Source organism: Spirillospora sp. NPDC049024, assembly GCF_040649235.1.
GTDB lineage: Bacteria > Actinomycetota > Actinomycetes > Streptosporangiales > Streptosporangiaceae > Spirillospora.
Genome location: NZ_JBEZFD010000007.1, coordinates 53,346 through 69,877 on the forward strand (window position 1 = coordinate 53,346; position 16,532 = coordinate 69,877).

The following is a 16,532-nucleotide window of genomic DNA, read 5'->3' on the forward strand; positions in this document are numbered from 1 at the left end:
GTGTCCGAGGTCCTCGACAGCTATCCCCAGTGGCTGGACGGGGCGTGGGTCACCATCCGGCTCACCCTCCTCGGCGGCGTGCTGGCGCTGGTGCTCGCCCTGGTCTTCGGGATGGCGGGCACGTCACGCCACCCCTGGGTGCGGGTGCTCAACCGCGTGTACGTGGAGTTCTTCCGCGGCAACGCGACGCTGGTGCTGCTGTACTGGTTCTTCTACGCCCTGCCCCTGATCGGCCTCCGGTTCACCACGATGTTCGCGGCCGTACTGGCCCTCGGCCTGAACGTCGGCGCCTATGGCGCAGAGGTGGTGCGCGGTTCGATCAACGCCGTCCCGAAGGCCCAGTACGAGGCGACGATCGCGCTGAACTTCACCCCGTTCCAGCGCATGCGGCGCGTCCTGCTGCCGCAGGCGTTCGCGCTGATGCTGCCCCCGTTCGGCAACCTGATCATCGAGCTGATGAAGGGCACGGCGATCGTGTCCCTGGTCGGCCTGGTCGACCTGACCCGCGTCTCCAAGAACATCCAGGGCAGCACCGGCCAGACCGTCGCCGCGTTCACGGTCGTGCTCGTCCTGTACTTCGTGATCGCGCAGGTGCTCCAGCTGTTCGTCCGCTACGCCGAGCGGCGCGTGGACCGGATGCTGGGCCGCAGGCTGCCGGCTGAGCCGTCCCTCGGGACGATCGCGGCCGGCGCGCCCGGGGCGGGGGTGAGCGCCTGATGAGCTGGGACTGGCACTACTCCGGCGAGATCCTCCCCGACCTGCTGGACGGGCTGCGCTACACGCTGGTCGCGACGCTGCTGGGCTACGTGATCGCCCTGGTCCTCGGTCTGGTGTGGACGCTGCTGCGCCGCTCGCCGAGCCGGGTCTTCAACCAGACGATCCGGTGGATCACCGAGTTCATCCGGTCGACGCCGCTGATCCCGCAGCTGTACTTCGTGTTCTTCGTACTGCCCGCGTGGGGCGTCACCATCGGGTCGCTCACCGCGGGCACCATCACGCTCGGGATCCACTACTCGACCTACACGGCCGAGGTGTACCGGGCCGGGATCGCCGACGTCCCCAAGGGGCAGTGGGAGGCGTGCACCGCGCTGAACCTGCCGCGTTCGCGGGTGTGGCTGGACGTGGTCCTGCCGCAGGCGATCCGGCGGGTCATCCCGACGCTCGGCAACTACCTGATCGCGATGTTCAAGGACTCGCCGATGCTGCTGGCGATCAACGTCGCGGAACTGCTGTTCTCGGCCTACCAGGTCGGGTCCAGGACCCTGCAGTTCCTGGAGCCGATCACCATGGTCGGCCTGTTGTTCGTCGTGGTCAGCGTCATATCCTCGATACTCGTCCGCCGCTTGGAGAGGCGTTATGCCACCAACTAACACCGACGAAGCCGACCCCGGGGGCATGGCGCAGCGCCCCTCTTCGGACGCCGAAGCCGCGTCCCAGAACCCCGCCGCGAGCGGGGCGGCCGCCGAGGCGGGCGCCTCCCTCGGGAAGGGCACCGCCTCGAAGGCCGACCCGTCCGCGGCGCTGCCGCGCGGTGAGGCGCCGGGCATCCGCTTCGAGAAGGTGGTCAAGCGGTTCGGCTCCAACGTCGTGCTCCGCGAACTCGACTTCACCGTGGCGCCGGGCGAGCGGGTGACGCTCATCGGGCCGAGCGGGTCGGGCAAGACCACGATCCTGCGGCTGCTGATGACGCTGGAGAAGCTCGACGAGGGCCTGATCTGGATCGGCGACGAGACGCTGTGGCACATGGACCGCGGCGGCAAGCGCGTCCCCGCGAACCAGAAGCACCTGCACGAGATGCGCAAGCAGGTCGGCATGGTGTTCCAGCAGTTCAACCTGTTCCCGAACATGAACGTGCTGCGCAACCTCACCGAGGGGCCGGTGCGCGTGCTCGGGGTGTCCAAGGACGAGGCGGTCGAGCGGGCCCGCGGCCTGCTGGACATGGTCGGCCTGTCGGACAAGGAGAGCGCGCATCCCTCCCAGTTGTCGGGCGGTCAGCAGCAGCGGGTGGCGATCGCGCGGGCGCTGGCCATGCAGCCGAGGGTGCTGCTGCTGGACGAGGTCACCTCGGCGCTCGACCCCGAGCTCGTCGTCGGCGTCCAGGACCTGCTGCGCGACATCGCCCGGCAGAGCGACCTGACCATGCTCTGCGTCACCCACGAGATGGCCTTCGCCAAGGACATCTCCGACCGCGTCCTGATGTTCGACCAGGGCCAGATCGTCGAGGAGGGGCCCCCGGAGCAGATCTTCGGCGAGCCGTCCGAGCAGCGCACCCGCGACTTCCTGCAGGCCGTCCTCGCCTCCTGACCGGGCCGCTCCCGACAGGGATCTCGTGTCCCCGCGCGTCGCCCGCGCCCCCGTCGCCCCGGGGGCGCGGGCGACTCCCGTTCCGGCGGGTACGGGTCCCCGTGTCAGGCGACGCCGGGCCAGGCCGCCGCCATGAGGTCGCCCCACGCGGGCACCGCGGGGCCGATGCCGTGCTGGCGGGCGATCTCGGCGGGCAGCGTGCCGAAGGGCGCCTTGGCCGGGTCCCGTGCGATCTGTTCCAGCATGGGAAGGGCGAGGCCGCAGTCCCGCTCCAGCCGCGGGAAGGCGGCGTGGATCCGGTCGGCGAGGCCCTCGGGGAGGGCCCCGGCGCCCTGCCCGGTGACGTCGATGCTGGTCCCGGCGTGGGTGAGGGCGATCTCGGGCCGCATCCGGTGCGCGATGCCGGTGCTGCTGTGCAGCGCGATCGCCTCCCACACGACGCGCGTTCGCGCGTCGTCCAGGCCGTGCCCGCTCACGAACTCGGCGGCGGCGTCCGCGCCGTCCACCTCGAAGCGCTGGCGGCCGTCGCCCCGCTCGGTCAGGCCGAGGTCGTGCAGGACGCTCGCCAGGAACAGCACCTCGTCGTCGTAGCCGTCGGCCGGGCCTAGGCCGCGGCCCTCCCCCAGCGCGCGGCCGAACAGGTAGGCGCGGACGCTGTGGTTGGCGAGCGCCGCCGTCTCCGTGGCGAACGCCAGGTCGTACGCCCTGCGGGTGAGGTCGGTGTCGGGGAGGGAGAACTCGGCGAAGGCATCGGTCATCAGGGCTCCTCGGTCGGAAGGTCGTCCCGATCGTCCGCCGGCCGGCCCGGAGGCGGCCAGTGGCCGGAATGCCGGGATCCGCTACGTTCTGGCCATGCATGTGGTGGCGGTGCTGGCGCTGGACGGGGTGGTCGCGTTCGATCTGGCCGTCCCGGGCCAGGTGTTCGGGGTGACGACCACCTCCGGGGACGTTCCGCTCTACGAGACGCGGGTGTGCACGCCGCCGGGCGGGGTGGAGACGTCCGCCGTGCTCGGCCGGATCCGGGTCGAGGCCCCCTTCGGGCTCGACACGCTGGCCGCGGCCGACACGATCGTGGTGCCCGGCCACGACGACGTCCGGTCCGAGCCGCCCGCCGCGGTGCTGGACGCGCTGCGCGACGCGGCGTCGCGGGGCGCCCGCATCGCGTCCATCTGCGTCGGCGCGTTCGTCCTCGCCGCGGCCGGGCTGCTGGACGGGCGGCGGGCGACGACGCACTGGCGGTTCGCGGACGAGCTGGCCAGGCGGTTCCCCGGCGTCGACCTGGACCCGTCGGTGCTGTACGTGGACGGCGGCCAGGTCCTCACGTCCGCCGGAGTGGCCGCCGGCATCGACCTGTGCCTGCACATGGTCCGCCGCGACCACGGGTCCGCGACGGCGGCGCGGACCGCGCGGCGCATCATCATGCCGCCGCAGCGGGACGGCGGCCAGGCCCAGTTCATCCGCCACGAGGACCCGCCGGACGGGCAGGCAGCCCTCCAGCCGCTCCTGGCCTGGCTGGAGGCGAACCTGCACCGCCCGCTGACGCTGGACGACATCGCCAGGCACGCGTCCGTCAGCGTGCGGACGCTGACGCGGCGGTTCCGCGACCAGACGGGGACGACGCCGCAGCAGTGGCTGTCGCGCGCCCGCGTCCACCGGGCGCAGCAGCTCCTGGAGACCACGGACCTGCCGGTCGAGCGGGTGGCGGCCGAGGCCGGGTTCGGGTCGCCGGTGACGCTGCGGGCCCATTTCTCCCGGCGGGTGGGGGCCTCCCCGCTGGCGTACCGGAGCGCGTTCCGGGCCCGCTGATCACCCCGCCGGGCGTCTACCGAATGCGATTCTGTACCGTGGCGGGCACGGACGAGGAGAGCGAGGCGATGGGCACTTCGATCGTGGGGCTCGGGATGACCGAGCTCGGCAGGGTGTACGGGCGCAGCCCCCGGCGGCTGGCCGCCGACGCGGTACGGCTGGCCGCCGCCGACGCGGGCCTGGCCCTCGGCGACCTGGACGGCCTGCTGGTCAGCCACGGCATGGGCGGCTCGCCCGGGATCGAGCTGGCCGACACGCTCGGCCTGCGCGACCTGCGGCTGCTGGCCCTGGTCAACTCCTACGGGGCGACCGCCGGGGCGATGGTGTCGTACGCGGCGATGTCGGTGCTGAACGGGTCGGCGACCACGGTCGCCTGCGTGTTCGCGGACGCGCCGCTGAAGCCGAAGCAGTCGGCGGGCTCGGCCTACAACCGCGACGCCCGCGAATGGTACGGGTTCGGCGGGATGACGGCGGCGCTCGGCCTGCGCAGCGTGAACTCCCACTACGCCCTCGCCGCCCAGCGGCACATGGCCCGCTACGGGACGACGAGCGAGCAGCTCGGCGCGATCGCCGTGGCGACCCGGCGGTGGGCGGCCGGCAACCCGCTCGCCCAGATGCGCGAGCCGATCACGATCGAGGACCACCAGGCCTCCCGCTGGGTGTCGGAGCCCCTGCACCTGCTGGACTGCTGCCTGGTCTCCAACGGCGCGATCGCCGTCATCGTGACCAGCGCCGACCGGGCCCGCGACCTGGCCCGCCCGCCCGTGCACCTGCGGGGCTGGGGGCAGGGCCACCCAGGGCACCGCAAGGAGCGCGGCAGCGACTTCGGCCTGACGACGGGCGCCGCGGCGTCCGGCGCGACGGCGATGAAGATGGCCGGGATCACCGCGGCCGACGTCGACGTGTGCGAGCTGTACGACTGCTACACCTACACCGTCCTCGTGACGCTGGAGGACTACGGGTTCTGCGCCAAGGGCGAGGGCGGCGCGTTCGCCGCGTCCGGCGCGCTCGCGCCCGGCGGGTCGCTGCCGACCAACACCGGCGGCGGGCAGCTGTCGGCGTACTACATGTGGGGCATGACGCCGCTGTCGGAGGCCGTGATCCAGGCGCGGGGGGACGGCGGGGAGCGGCAGGCGCCGTCCACCGACGTGATCCTCGTCAGCGGGAACGGCGGGATCCTCGACCACCACTCCACGCTGATCGTCAGCCCGCACGAGAAGGGGGCCTAGCCGGTGGACATCGGCATTCTGCGCCGCGACGGCCGGACCGACCCGTTCTTCGACGGCGCCGCCGCCGACCGGCTGGTCGTGCGGCGCTGCGAGGCGTGCGACCGCTGGTTCGCGCCGGACGCGAGCGGCTGCCCCGGCTGCGGCGAGGAGAGCCTCGCCTGGGCCGAGGCGAGCGGCGCGGCGACCCTGGTGACGTGGACGATCCTGCCCAAGGAGCCGCCCGTCTTCCTGGCGCTGGTCGAACTGGCAGAGGGACCGTGGCTGCACACCCGCCTGGACGGTGTGACCCGCGCGGACCTGCGCGAGGGGCTCCCGCTGCGCGCGGTTTTCGAGCACCCGGACGAGGGCGAGTCGTTCGTGCTGTTCCGCCCCTGAACCCGAGCCGCGCCGAACCCCTCCGCCCCTAGACCGAATGACGTTCGGTCCATTAGCTTCGAGGCATGAACACCGAGGTATGCGCACGGTTCGGCATCGAGTTCCCGCTGTTCGCCTTCAGCCACTGCCGCGACGTCGTCGCCGCCGTCACCAACGCCGGCGGGTTCGGCGTCCTCGGCGCCGTCGCCTACACGCCCGACCGGCTCGAGGAGGAGCTGCGCTGGATCGACGAGCACGTGAACGGCCGCCCCTACGGCGTCGACGTGCTCGTCCCCGGCAAGATCGACAAGGCGGCGGAGGGCGGCGGCGGCATGGACGCCCTGCTCGCCGCCGTCCCCGACGAGCACTGGACGTTCCTCACCGGCCTGTTCGCCAAGTACGACGTCCCGCTGCCCGACTTCGAGAAGGCCAAGCGGTCCAACGCGCGCGGCGGCTCGCAGGTCACCAAGGAGGGCGCGACGGAGCTGATCGACGTGTCGCTCGCCCACCCCATCGGCCTCATCGCCAGCGCTCTCGGCACCCCGCCGCCGCTGATGGTGGAGAAGGCGAAGGCCGCCGGCATCCCCGTCGCCGCGCTGGTGGGCACCGCCGAGCACGCCCGCCGCCAGGTCGCCGCCGGCGTCGACCTCGTCGTCGCGCAGGGCGGGGAGGCCGGCGGGCACACCGGCGAGATCTCCACGATGGTACTCGTCCCCGAGGTGGTCGACACGGTCGCGCCGATCCCCGTCCTCGCCGCGGGAGGGATCGCCACCGGGCGCCAGATGGCCGCCGCGCTCGCGCTCGGCGCGTCCGGCGTGTGGTGCGGCTCGGTGTGGCTCACCACCGAGGAGGCCGAGACGCCCCCGGCGGTGAAGGAGAAGATGCTCGCCGCCACGTCCCGCGACACGATCCGGTCGCGGTCGCGGACCGGCAAGCCCGCCCGCCAGCTCCGCTCCGCCTGGACGGAGGAGTGGGAGGGCCCCGCCAGCCCCGGCCCGCTCGGCATGCCGCTCCAGATGATCGTCGCGGAGGGCGCCATGCGGCAGATCACCAAGGTGGCCGAGTCCGGCAACCCGGGCGCCCGCGCGCTCGCGAACTACTTCGTCGGCCAGTGCGTCGGCCTGATGAACACCGTCAAGCCCGCCCGCCAGGTCGTCTACGACATGGTCGACGACTTCGCGAACGCCGTGGAGCGCCTCAACGCCATCACGGATGCCGACTGAACGACCGAAACCGGACATCATTTCGGTGGGTGAGGCGGCGCTCACGGCGTGACGCCGCCGCACCCCCGGCCTACGCTTCCGTGCGACAGCATGATCCGCCCGCCGTCAGGGGAGGGCGCCGTGGCCGACCCCCGACCCGCCGACTCCGAGCGCGGACTCTTCGCGCTCTTCGACTGGATGACCGGCCGCCTGCCCTGGCGGCTGGACTCGCGCCCGTATCCGGTCACCGTCCTGGAACCGGTCGGCGACCAGGACGACCCTGACGAGCACCTGGAGGAGCTGAAGCGCCTCGCGGGCGAGATGGGGCTGTCCGCCATCAGCCCCGAGCTCGCGGGCGCCGGAGGCGAAAACGCCGCCATCGCGCTCGTCGACACGATGTCCCAGCCGCTGACCTGGCGGCACACCCGGTCCCAGTTCGGCCGCCTGCGCTTCCCCCGCTCCGACCTCATCCGGACGATCCAGGCCGCCGCGGCCGAACCCGGCCCGGACGGCTCGCTCGCCCCGCCCCCGTACCGCCGCTCCCCCGTCGCGACCGTCGACCGCTGGAACGAGCACGCCGGGTTGTTCCGCTGGCAGGGCGTCCCGCTGCGCGCCCCCGCGTGGTGGCCCGGCATCGGCGCGTCCATCGTCGCGCTGATCGCGGTGCTCGCCGGCGGCATCGCCGAGCAGACGCCGAGGCGCATCCTCGCCACCGCCGCCGCGGTCCTCGCCGTGGCGCTCATGGCCGTCGCCGCGCTGGCCACGCCACGGATCTGGCTGCCCGTGCTGTCGCGCGCGGGGCTCGGCGGCCGCTACCGCTGGTTCGCCCGCACGTCGTTCTTCGCCGTCCTGGACGAGAGCGGCGACGACCTCGGTTTCGAGGGCCGCCTGCACCGCGTGTCCGAGCGGCTCACCAAGCCGGACGCGGCCCGGTTCCTGCTGAACATCAAGACGTTCGCGCTGCTGGAGGACATCCGCGACCAGTACCGGCGGCTCGCGCCCAGCCTGCGCGGCTTCAAGCGCCCCGCGCCGCCCGTGGTGTTCCTGTCGCGACCCGGGCGCCGCAACGGCGGCCTCGCCGTGCTGTCGGCGATCAGCGACATCCGGGCGCGCCGCAGCGAGTTCCATCCGCTGCTCGTCATCGCGTCCATCGACGCGGCCACCAGGGACGAACTCGGCGGGCCGGCACCCGCGGGCCGCGACGCGAAGGACCGCTACGAGCACTGGCGGTCCTCGCTCGGCACCGCGCAGGGGCCGAGCGAGTCCGTCCCGCTGCCCTACCTGCTGCGCATCCCGGTCTCCGGCGACCCCGCCGCGCAGCGCCCCGCCGACGACTTCGCCTTCCGGCGCCGCCCGCGCTGGACGTGGCTGTGGTCGTGGCGCAGCCTCGTCGCCGCCGTCCTGGTGTGCGCGTTCGCGGTGACCTACGCACAGCTGAACCTGCGCTCCACCTACTGCAGCGTCGGAGTGCCGATGAGCTGGAACGGCGACACCCGGCTGCACACCAACACCGACGGCAGCCGCGAATGCGTCGGCGTCTCCACGCACGGGATCCGGTTCGAGCGCCACGCCGACAGCATCGGCATGGACGGCGACCGGCACCGGCCGTCCGACGCCAACACCGGTCCGCGGCTCACCCTCGCGGACCTCCAGCGCCGCATCGACGAGGAGAACACCCACGTCGCGGCCTCGGGCGACCCCTACGTGACGCTCGTCTACGCGGGGATATTCACCGCGAGCCCCGACCAGAGCGAGGTGACCGTCAGCAGCGTCCACGAACTCGCGGGCGCCTACCTCGCGCAGCGCCGCAACAACCGGGCCGGCGGCCCCGGCGAGGTCGGCAACCCCCTCAAGATCCGCCTGCTGCCCGCGAACACGGGCCAGGACATGGCGTTCTCCGACGAGACCGCCGACCGGATCCTGCATCTCGCCCGCCGCGACCCCACCCTCGCCGGCGTCGTCGGCTTCGGCCGCAACACCGAGCGGTCCAAGGCCGCGATCAGGCGGCTCAACGACGCCGGCCTGCCCGTCGTCGACACCGTCAACTCCTCCGACGAGCTGCCCCGGCTGAAGCACTACTACAGCCTGGCGGCCACCGACTACGACGAGGCCGCCGCGACCCGCGCCGCCGTCCGCGCGGAGTTCGGGGAGCGCCCGATCACCCGCGCGATGATCGTCCACCGCGCCCCGGGCCCGTCCAGGGACGCCTACAGCCGCGAGATCGCCGACGACGTCACCCGGGTCCTGCGGCCGGGCAGGACCGACCGCGTCGAGTACACCGGCGCCGACGACGTCGCCCGGGCGGTGAAGGCCGCCTGCAAGGCCGCCTCCTACCGCCTCGTCTACTTCGCCGGACGCTCGGAGGACCTGCGCGGCCTCCGCGACGGCCTCATCCAGGGCGGCTGCACCCGCCGCCGCCTCGTCCTGCTCGCGGGCGACGACGTGACCAAGTCCCGCTTCGGCACCGGCCCCCACGACGTCCCGCTGCCGGAGAACACCGTCGTCTACCACACCGCGTTCGTCCACCTGCCGTTCCTGATCGCCGGGGACCGGGACCAGACCAGCGGCTTCTTCCTGCTGGCCCGCAACGTCCTGCGCATCGGCGCCCCGCGCGTCCACCCCGACGAGCCGCTGCTCGTCGACGGCCAGATGGCCCTCGCCTACGACGCCGCCCTCGCCCTCGGGGAGGCCGCCCAGAACGCCTACGACGCCCTCGCTCTCCCCCGCGACCCGGCGGGCGTGGTGGCCGGCAGCCGCACCGTCACCTCCGGCTCCGTCCTGCAGGAACTGCCCCGCCTGTCCGGGCTGGAGGGCGCCACGGGGACCATCGCCTTCGAGGACGAGGGCCACAAGTGGGGCGGCCCCGGTACCCGCGGCATCACCATGATCAGGGTGACGATGAAGGACGGCGAGCCGTTCTCCGAACCCATCTGCGCCCGCCTCAACGGCATGAGGCGCGTGCCCCGCCTGGCCCCCTGCCCGCGCTGACCCCGGCACGCGTCACCGGACGATCCGCCAGAGCACGAGCGGGCTGCGGCGTTTCCCGTTCGCGGCCACGTACCGGTGGCGCTCCAGCTCGGCGGCGTCGATCTGCTCCCAGGACGTACCCGGCCCCCGCCGGGCTCGTCCGGCGGTAGAGGTCCCAGACGCGGCGCTTGGGATCTCGGCGAACGACTTCACCTTCGCGGCCACTGGCGCCTCCCTTCCAGATCAGACGGCGGTCGTGGCGGATTCGGCGGGCGGGCTCCCGTTCGCGGTCGCATCGTCCAGGGCCGCCACCAGAGCGGCCTCTGGGGCCGGGCGCGTGCGGAGGCCGAACGCGATCACGACCGCGCCCAGCGCCGCCGCCGCGACCGGGACGGCGAGGGCGGTGCGCAGGGCGCCCGGGCCCGTTCCGGCGGCGACGCTGACGGCGGTGACGGCCGACAGCCCGAGCGCCGTCCCGAACTGCATGGCCGTGTAGAGCAGGCCGCCCGCCACGCCGTGCTCGTCCTCCTGGACGCCCTCGGTCGCCGCCATCGTCAGCGGTCCGTAGGCCAGCGAGAACGCGAGGCCGAGCAGGACCAGCGACGGCAGCATGGCGGCGTAGGTCCAGTCCGTCCCGACGGGCAGGAACAGCGCGTACGCGACCGCCGCGAGCAGCATCCCGCCGAACAGCACGCGGGTGTTGCCGAAGCGCTCCACCAGGCGGGGCGTCAGCGTGGGCGCGAGCACCGTGTCGATGCCGATCACCAGCATGGCCAGGCCGGTCTGCATCGTGCTCCAGCCGCGCACCTCCTGGAAGTACAGGGTGGCCAGGAACTGGAAGCCCGCGAACGCGCTCAGGAACAGCAGCGCGGCCGCGTTCACGCGCACCAGCGGGACCGTCCGCAGGATGCCGAGCCGCACCAGCGGCGACCTCGACCGCCGCTCGATCGCGGCGAACAGCCCGAGCAGCGCCAGGCCCGCGGCGAACACGCCGGCGGTCAGGCCGGGGCCCGCGCCGAGGTTCTCGAGCCGGACCACCCCGTACGCCAGCAGCAGCATCGCCCCCGTGACGGCCAGCGCCCCCGCGACGTCGAAACCGCCCCCGCGCCGCACCGCGCCCGTGCCGGGGAGCAGGGCCAGCGCCGCCACCAGGATCACCGCCGCCATGATGACCGGCGCGAAGAACACCCACCGCCATCCGAAGGACGCGAGCACGCCGCCGGCCACCAGGCCCAGCGAGAACCCGCCCGCGGCCGTCCCCGCGTACACGCCCAGTGCCCGGGTGCGCGACCGCCCCTCGGGGAAGGCGGAGGTGACCAGGGCCAGCCCGGCGGGCGCCATGAACGCGGCCGCGACGCCCGTGAGGAAGCGCGCGACCAGCAGCATCCAGCCCCCGGTGGCGAATCCGCCGACCCCGGAGAAGACCAGGAAGACCGACAGCCACAGCACGAACATCCGCCGGTGCCCCAGCAGGTCGGCGGCCCGGCCGCCCAACAGCATGAAGCCGCCGTAGCCGAGCACGTACGCGCTCACCACGCCGCCGAGCATCCCCGTGGACAGGCCCAGGTCGGCGCGGATCGACGGCAGCGCGACGTTCAGCATCGCGACGTCGATCCCCTCCAGGAAGATCGCGCCGCACAGCACCATCAGGACGGCCCACGCGCGCCCGTTCATTCGCTCGCTCGAATCCGACATCGTCGCCCGGCTCTCCTTCGACGGGAACCGGGCGGGGCGGTTCCCCTGGTGACGGCCGGTTCCCACTTGTAACCGGCAACATCGTCCGGCACCGCCCGTGAGCGTGGAAGACGGGACTTCCGAGTCCCTCGGTTACCGCGCGGATACCGGCATCGGCGACGTTCCCAGTGAGACGATGGGGCCGTGCCCATTCCGCAGCCCATCGCGGCCGATCCGCCCGGCGTGGTCCCCAGGCCCTGGGTCACGCAGTCGTGGCGTGACCTGGCGTTCATCCACTGGCGCGTGGAGCCGCGACGGGTGGCGCCGCTGCTGCCGGAGGGCGTCGTCCCGGACACGCTGCACGGGGCCACGTATGTCGGCCTCATCGCGTTCTGGATGGACCGGGTCGGCTGGTTCCGGCTGCCCGGGGTCCCGTACTTCGGGACGTTCCCGGAGACCAACGTGCGGCTGTACTCGGTGGACGCGCAGGGCCGGCGCGGTGTGGTCTTCCGGTCGCTGGACGCCTCGCGGCTGCTGCCCGTGCTGATCGCGCGGGCGGGCCTCGGCCTGCCGTACCAGTGGTCGCGCATGACCATCCGTGCCCGGGGCGACGTGATCAGTTACGCCAGTTCGCGGTGCTGGCCGGGCCCGCGCGGCGCCTACAGCCGGATCGCCGTGCGGATCGGCGAACGGGTGGAGGAGCCTTCGGAACTGGAGCACTTCCTGACCGCCCGCTGGGGCATGCACAACGCCCATCTCGGACGTGTCGCCTTCCTGCCGAACGTCCATCCGCGGTGGCCGCTGCACCGGGCGTCGCTCCTGCACTGCGAGGAGAACCTCGTGGCGGCGGCGGGTCTGCCGGGGCCGCTCGGGACGCCGGCGAGCGTGCTGTACTCGCCGGGCGTGCCGGTGCGCTTCGGCCGTCCGGCACCTCTCACCGAGGCCCCCTGAGCCGCCGCTTCGCGGGACGGTCCGCCCGGCCGGGGGCCGGGCGTTCCCGCTAGAGCACGAGAGGGCTGCGGCGTTCGAGGAGGACGACGTCGCGCCAGTGGCCGTTGAGGCGGCCCAGGCGTTCGCGGACGCCCACGGTGCGGAACCCGGCCTTGGCGTGCAGCCGGAGGCTTGAGGTGTTCTCGGGGAAGATGCCCGACTGGATCGTCCAGATGCCGTCGGCCTCGGTGGAGGCGATGAACGCGGCCAGCAGGGCGGACCCGACGCCCCGCCCCCGGGCGCGTGGGCAGACGTAGACGCTGTGCTCGACCACCCCGCTGTAGCAGCAGCGGTCGGACACCGGAACGGCGGCGATCCAGCCGAGCACCTCGCCCGGCGGGGCCGCGTCCGCGGCCACGTACCGGTGGCGCTCCAGCTTGGCGGCGTCGAACTCCTCCCAGGTCGGAGCCGTGGTCTCGAAGCTGGCCTGGCCGGTGTCGAGGCCGTCCTGGTAGATCGCCAGCACCCGTGCGGCGTCGTCCGGGCGCATGGGCCTGACGGCGATACCGGGGTCCGCCGCCCGCCCGGTCATGGCCGTCCCCCCGGGGCCCCGGCGGGCAGGGCGGGGACGGGCCTGCCCATGACGACGTCGGCGGCGGACGGGAAGCAGCGCACGCAGGCCTCGTTGACGCGATAGTAGGAAGCGGTGCCCCGCCGCTCGGCCAGGACGAACCGCACCCCGGCCAGCACCTTCAGGTGGGCCGAGACGGTCGACTGGCCGACCTCGACCGCGTCCACGATCTCGCCGACGGCCATCGGGCGGCCCTGGCGCGCCAGCAGCGAGACGATCTGGATCCGGGTGGGATCGGCCAGCGCCCTGAACCAGGAGGCGTACTCGGCGGCGGTGGACCGGTCCAGCGGCCCCTTCTCGATATCCATCGTCCATCGACGATAAACGATGGAGCGCGAAAGATCCAGATCATGCCGTCCGGGGCTGCGCCCGCCGCCGCGATGTCGTACCCGTCGGCCACACTCCTGCCATGAGCCTGCCAGAGGATCTGGACGCGCTGGCGCGGACCGTCATCGACGGGAACCGCTACATGACCCTGGGAACGAGCGAAGCCGACCACCGGCCACGCCTGTCGCCGGTGTACTTCACGCACGCCGGCTACCGGACGTTCTACTGGGTCTCCTCTCCGGAGGCGCGGCACTCGGCCAACATCGCCGCACGTCCGGAGGTCGCCATCGTCATCTACGACTCGTCGATGGAGATCGGGCAGGGCAGCGCCGTCTACATCGACGCCGCGGCCTCCCTCGTGCCGGACGAGGAACTGCCGGAGCGCTGCGCCGAGGCGTTCCCCAAGGTCGATCCGGGTGCCGTGGCCTTCCGGCCGGACGAGCTCAGCGGCGACGCCCCGCTGCGCCTCTACCGCGCGGACGCGACCGGATACGAGGTGCACCTGCCGGGCCGGGACCCGCGCAACGCCTCGGGCATCGACACCCGGCGCCGCGTGGACCCGGCCCCGCGGGCCTGACCGGGCGTCAGGCGGGGCCGGCGGCCTTCGACGCGGTGACGGCCATGGTGGCGTAGGGCATGGTGAAGCTCCCGCCCATGGCGTCGATGGCCTCGCCGACGCCTTCCAGCACCGCCGCCCGCTCGGCGTCCGGGAGCCTCGTGAGCGTGCCGTGGGTGGGCATCTGGTCCAGCCACTCGTCGCGGGTGTAGGCCTGCTCCCAGTCGAACCGCCACTGCTCCGGCTCGCCGAAGCCGCCGGCGGCCGTGATCCCGTCGGCGGCCTTGGCGAACATCGCCTGGTAGATCTCCATGGCCGGCTTGTCCGCCTGGAGGTGGAACGGGGAGTCGGGCACGACCCGCCGGTAGACGGCGGCGAAGGCGTCCGCCACGCTCGGCGGGAGCTGGAACACGTGCCAGAACGCCGCCAGCCGGCCGCCCGGCCGCAGCACTCGCGCCGCCTTGGCCGCGCCGGCGACCGGGTCCACCCAGTGCCAGGCCGTCCCGGCGATCACGGCGTCGAAGTCCCGGCCCGCCGGGTCCCACGCCTCGAACGTCGCGACCTCGACGTCCAGCCCGCCGCGCCGGGCGAAGGCGGCCATCCGCGCGTCGGGCTCGACGCCGAGCACCGTGCAGCCGGCCGCCTGGAACTGCCGGGCCTCGATGCCGGTGCCGCAGCCGACGTCGAGGACGTCGGGGCCGGGACAGGCCGCGGCGATCCGCTCCACGAGGGCGTCGGGATAGCGGGGACGGGCGCGGTCGTAGCGCTCGGGGTCCGTGCCGAAGGACTCCGCCACCTCGCGGGCGCGATGCGGCTCGGGGGAAGGGGCGGCCGATATAGTGGGCATGCGCCCATTCTTAGTGGGCGCATGCCCACTCGTCAAGGAGAGTCCGCCGTGCCGACAGGGATCGCCATGCGCGACGTGCGCAGGCAGCTGTTCGACGCCGCCGAGCGCGTCCTGCTCCGGGAGGGGGCGAGCGCGCTGACCAGCCGGGCCGTCACCGCGGAGGCCGGGTGCGCCAAGGGCGTCCTGCACCGGCACTTCGACGACTTCGACGCCTTCCTCGCCGAGTTCGTGCTGGACCGCGTCCACAGGATGGACGCCGAGGCCGCCGCCCTGCGCGACGCCGCCGGCACCGGCACCGTCGTCGGCAACCTCACCGCCGCGCTCAGGGCCGTGTTCGAATCGGTCGCCGTCGCGGTCGTCCCCCTCGTCACCTTCCGGGACGAGCTGCGCGCCCGGCTGCGGCGGACCTGGCCGGCGGGCGTCCCGGTGCTGACGGAGGCCGTGGAGATGATCGCCTCCTACCTCGCCGCCGAGCGCGATCTCGGCCGCCTCGCGGCGGACGCCGAGGTCGACCTGCTCGCCCCCACCCTCATCGGCGCGGCCCACCTGCTGTTCGCCGACCGGACCGCCGCGCCGCCGGACGACGAGGCCGTGCGCAGGATGGTGGCCGGCGTCGTCGCGCCCGCGCTGCCCTGACCGCCGCCCGGGCCGCTACGGCCGTTCGACGACGAGTCGGCCGTCGCGGACGGCCACCGGCGTGTCGAAGGCGGCGCAGGCCGCGGTGAACCGGTCCGCGATCCAGGCGCGGTCGGCGCCGTCGGCCAGGCGGGTGCGGCAGAAGTCGAGCCGGATCGGCACCGCCTCGATCCGGGACGGCCCGGCGGCGTCCAGCGTGACCAGGAACAGCAGGCCGAGGTCGTTGCGCAGCAGGGGGTCCACCGCGTAGTCGTCGATGAAGTCGCCCATGTCGAACAGGACCGGCCGCACCACGGCGTGGAAGACGTGCGCGGAGCTCCCGGCGACGAGCGTCGCGCCGGCGTCCACCAGGCTCTCCGCCGCGCGCCGCACGTAGGGCAGCGGCGCCGGGATCATGTTCGGGCCCCAGTGCGGCATGACCAGCACGGCGTCGTGCCCGTCGCGGAGCCGCCGGATCTCCTCCAGCAGGAAGGCGGGGACGCCGCCCTCCAGATCGGCGAGGGCGACGCCCGGGCGGTCGGCGGCCGCGGCGAAGTCGGCCGGGTGGTCGGTGACGCCGAGGACCGCGACCCGCACTCCCCCGGCCTCCACGACGGCGGGCTCCCGCGCCCGCCCAAGGCTCTCGCCCGCGCCGACCGTCCGGATGCCCGCCCGCCGGAGGATGTCGAGCGTGTCCGCCAGCGCGTCGGGTCCGTAGTCCAGGGCGTGGTTGTTCGCGAGCGTCACGCAGTCGACGCCGAGGTCGGCGAGGGCCTCGGCCGCCGCGGGCGGGGCGCGGAAGTGGAAGGGCTTGCCGGGCGACTCCCAGCGCCGCCCGCGGTCGGACACGCAGCATTCCAGGTTCACCAGGGCGAGGTCGGCCTCGCGGAAGACCTCGCGCACCCCCTCGGAGAACAGGCCGTGCGGGCCGGACGCGGCGATCTCCTCCGCCACGCCGCGTCCCAGCATCGTGTCCCCGGCGAGCGCGATCGTGATGGGCATCGCAAAACCCCTTGGACAGTCGTGCCCTGCTCGGGGGCGGCCCTCACCGGCCGGCGGGGAAAAATGGGCCACCGGGACGCGCGGCGGC

At 73.6% G+C, this 16,532-nt stretch carries 18 protein-coding genes; 11 read left to right on the forward strand and 7 right to left on the reverse strand.

Translation table 11 applies throughout. From position 1 onward, the window contains the following. From ehuC to ehuA, 3 genes are read left to right on the forward strand one after another with little or no spacing between them, the layout of a single operon-like run. The gene (ehuC, locus tag AB0C21_RS14850) at positions 1-717 is read left to right on the forward strand and encodes an ectoine/hydroxyectoine ABC transporter permease subunit EhuC (RefSeq protein WP_500204623.1); all 717 of its coding nucleotides are present in this window, start codon (positions 1-3) and stop codon (positions 715-717) included. Further along, positions 717-1,370, forward strand: a complete 654-nt coding sequence (ehuD, locus tag AB0C21_RS14855) for an ectoine/hydroxyectoine ABC transporter permease subunit EhuD (RefSeq protein ID WP_200841655.1) — start codon at positions 717-719, stop codon at positions 1,368-1,370. Before ehuC ends, ehuD begins: the two co-directional genes overlap by 1 nt. Beyond that, a complete protein-coding gene (ehuA, locus tag AB0C21_RS14860; RefSeq protein ID WP_500204625.1) occupies positions 1,357-2,304 on the forward strand; it encodes an ectoine/hydroxyectoine ABC transporter ATP-binding protein EhuA in 948 nt (315 codons plus the stop codon). The genes ehuD and ehuA overlap by 14 nt, the downstream gene beginning before the upstream one ends. Before the next feature lie 104 nt (positions 2,305-2,408). Here the strand turns inward: ehuA and AB0C21_RS14865 are convergent, their stop codons facing one another. Further along, positions 2,409-3,062, reverse strand: coding sequence for an HD domain-containing protein (locus AB0C21_RS14865; protein WP_500204627.1), 654 nt, complete (start codon positions 3,060-3,062; stop codon positions 2,409-2,411). 94 nt (positions 3,063-3,156) lie between these two features. Between AB0C21_RS14865 and AB0C21_RS14870 the strand changes: the two genes are divergently transcribed. The 5 genes from AB0C21_RS14870 to AB0C21_RS14890 all read left to right on the forward strand — a co-directional run bounded on the left by AB0C21_RS14870 (position 3,157) and on the right by AB0C21_RS14890 (position 9,883). Then, the gene (locus AB0C21_RS14870) at positions 3,157-4,110 is read left to right on the forward strand and encodes a GlxA family transcriptional regulator (RefSeq protein WP_500204629.1); all 954 of its coding nucleotides are present in this window, start codon (positions 3,157-3,159) and stop codon (positions 4,108-4,110) included. A 68-nt stretch (positions 4,111-4,178) separates the two neighbouring features. Next, complete coding sequence (locus AB0C21_RS14875; RefSeq protein WP_500204631.1) at positions 4,179-5,339, forward strand: thiolase family protein; 1,161 nt, start codon at positions 4,179-4,181, stop codon at positions 5,337-5,339. 3 nt (positions 5,340-5,342) lie between these two features. Next, positions 5,343-5,714: a Zn-ribbon domain-containing OB-fold protein gene (locus AB0C21_RS14880; RefSeq protein ID WP_500204633.1), complete on the forward strand. Its 372-nt coding sequence runs from the start codon at positions 5,343-5,345 to the stop codon at positions 5,712-5,714. 65 nt (positions 5,715-5,779) lie between these two features. After that, positions 5,780-6,916: an NAD(P)H-dependent flavin oxidoreductase gene (locus AB0C21_RS14885; protein ID WP_500204635.1), complete on the forward strand. Its 1,137-nt coding sequence runs from the start codon at positions 5,780-5,782 to the stop codon at positions 6,914-6,916. A 120-nt stretch (positions 6,917-7,036) separates the two neighbouring features. Next, entirely contained in the window at positions 7,037-9,883 is a 2,847-nt protein-coding gene (locus AB0C21_RS14890) for an ABC transporter substrate-binding protein (RefSeq protein ID WP_500204637.1), read from the forward strand. Positions 9,884-9,895: 12 nt separating this feature from the next. On the opposite strand, the gene AB0C21_RS14895 is transcribed toward AB0C21_RS14890, so the two are convergent. Beyond that, a complete protein-coding gene (locus tag AB0C21_RS14895) occupies positions 9,896-10,087 on the reverse strand; it encodes a hypothetical protein (RefSeq protein ID WP_500204640.1) in 192 nt (63 codons plus the stop codon). A gap of 18 nt (positions 10,088-10,105) precedes the next feature. Beyond that, entirely contained in the window at positions 10,106-11,557 is a 1,452-nt protein-coding gene (locus AB0C21_RS14900; protein WP_500204642.1) for an MFS transporter, read from the reverse strand. Positions 11,558-11,740: 183 nt separating this feature from the next. Here AB0C21_RS14900 and AB0C21_RS14905 point away from each other — a divergent pair, with 183 nt between their 5' ends. Next, positions 11,741-12,487, forward strand: a complete 747-nt coding sequence (locus AB0C21_RS14905) for a YqjF family protein (protein ID WP_500204644.1) — start codon at positions 11,741-11,743, stop codon at positions 12,485-12,487. Between the two features lie 49 nt (positions 12,488-12,536). Here AB0C21_RS14905 and AB0C21_RS14910 read toward each other — a convergent pair whose 3' ends face one another. Together AB0C21_RS14910 and AB0C21_RS14915 are read right to left on the reverse strand one after the other, a co-directional pair. Next, on the reverse strand, positions 12,537-13,058 hold the full coding sequence (locus AB0C21_RS14910; RefSeq protein WP_353821138.1) for a GNAT family N-acetyltransferase: 522 nt from the start codon (positions 13,056-13,058) through the stop codon (positions 12,537-12,539). After that, the gene (locus AB0C21_RS14915) at positions 13,055-13,405 is read right to left on the reverse strand and encodes an ArsR/SmtB family transcription factor (RefSeq protein WP_500204647.1); all 351 of its coding nucleotides are present in this window, start codon (positions 13,403-13,405) and stop codon (positions 13,055-13,057) included. Before AB0C21_RS14915 ends, AB0C21_RS14910 begins: the two co-directional genes overlap by 4 nt. 101 nt (positions 13,406-13,506) lie before the next feature. Between AB0C21_RS14915 and AB0C21_RS14920 the strand changes: the two genes are divergently transcribed. Further along, on the forward strand, positions 13,507-14,001 hold the full coding sequence (locus AB0C21_RS14920; RefSeq protein ID WP_500204649.1) for a pyridoxamine 5'-phosphate oxidase family protein: 495 nt from the start codon (positions 13,507-13,509) through the stop codon (positions 13,999-14,001). A gap of 7 nt (positions 14,002-14,008) precedes the next feature. Here AB0C21_RS14920 and AB0C21_RS14925 read toward each other — a convergent pair whose 3' ends face one another. Further along, positions 14,009-14,827, reverse strand: coding sequence for a class I SAM-dependent methyltransferase (locus tag AB0C21_RS14925; RefSeq protein WP_500204651.1), 819 nt, complete (start codon positions 14,825-14,827; stop codon positions 14,009-14,011). Positions 14,828-14,875: 48 nt separating this feature from the next. Between AB0C21_RS14925 and AB0C21_RS14930 the strand changes: the two genes are divergently transcribed. After that, positions 14,876-15,463, forward strand: coding sequence for a TetR/AcrR family transcriptional regulator (locus tag AB0C21_RS14930; RefSeq protein ID WP_500204653.1), 588 nt, complete (start codon positions 14,876-14,878; stop codon positions 15,461-15,463). Positions 15,464-15,478: 15 nt separating this feature from the next. On the opposite strand, the gene AB0C21_RS14935 is transcribed toward AB0C21_RS14930, so the two are convergent. Next, positions 15,479-16,444: a CapA family protein gene (locus AB0C21_RS14935; protein WP_500204656.1), complete on the reverse strand. Its 966-nt coding sequence runs from the start codon at positions 16,442-16,444 to the stop codon at positions 15,479-15,481. Between the last annotated feature and the right edge of the window lie 88 nt (positions 16,445-16,532).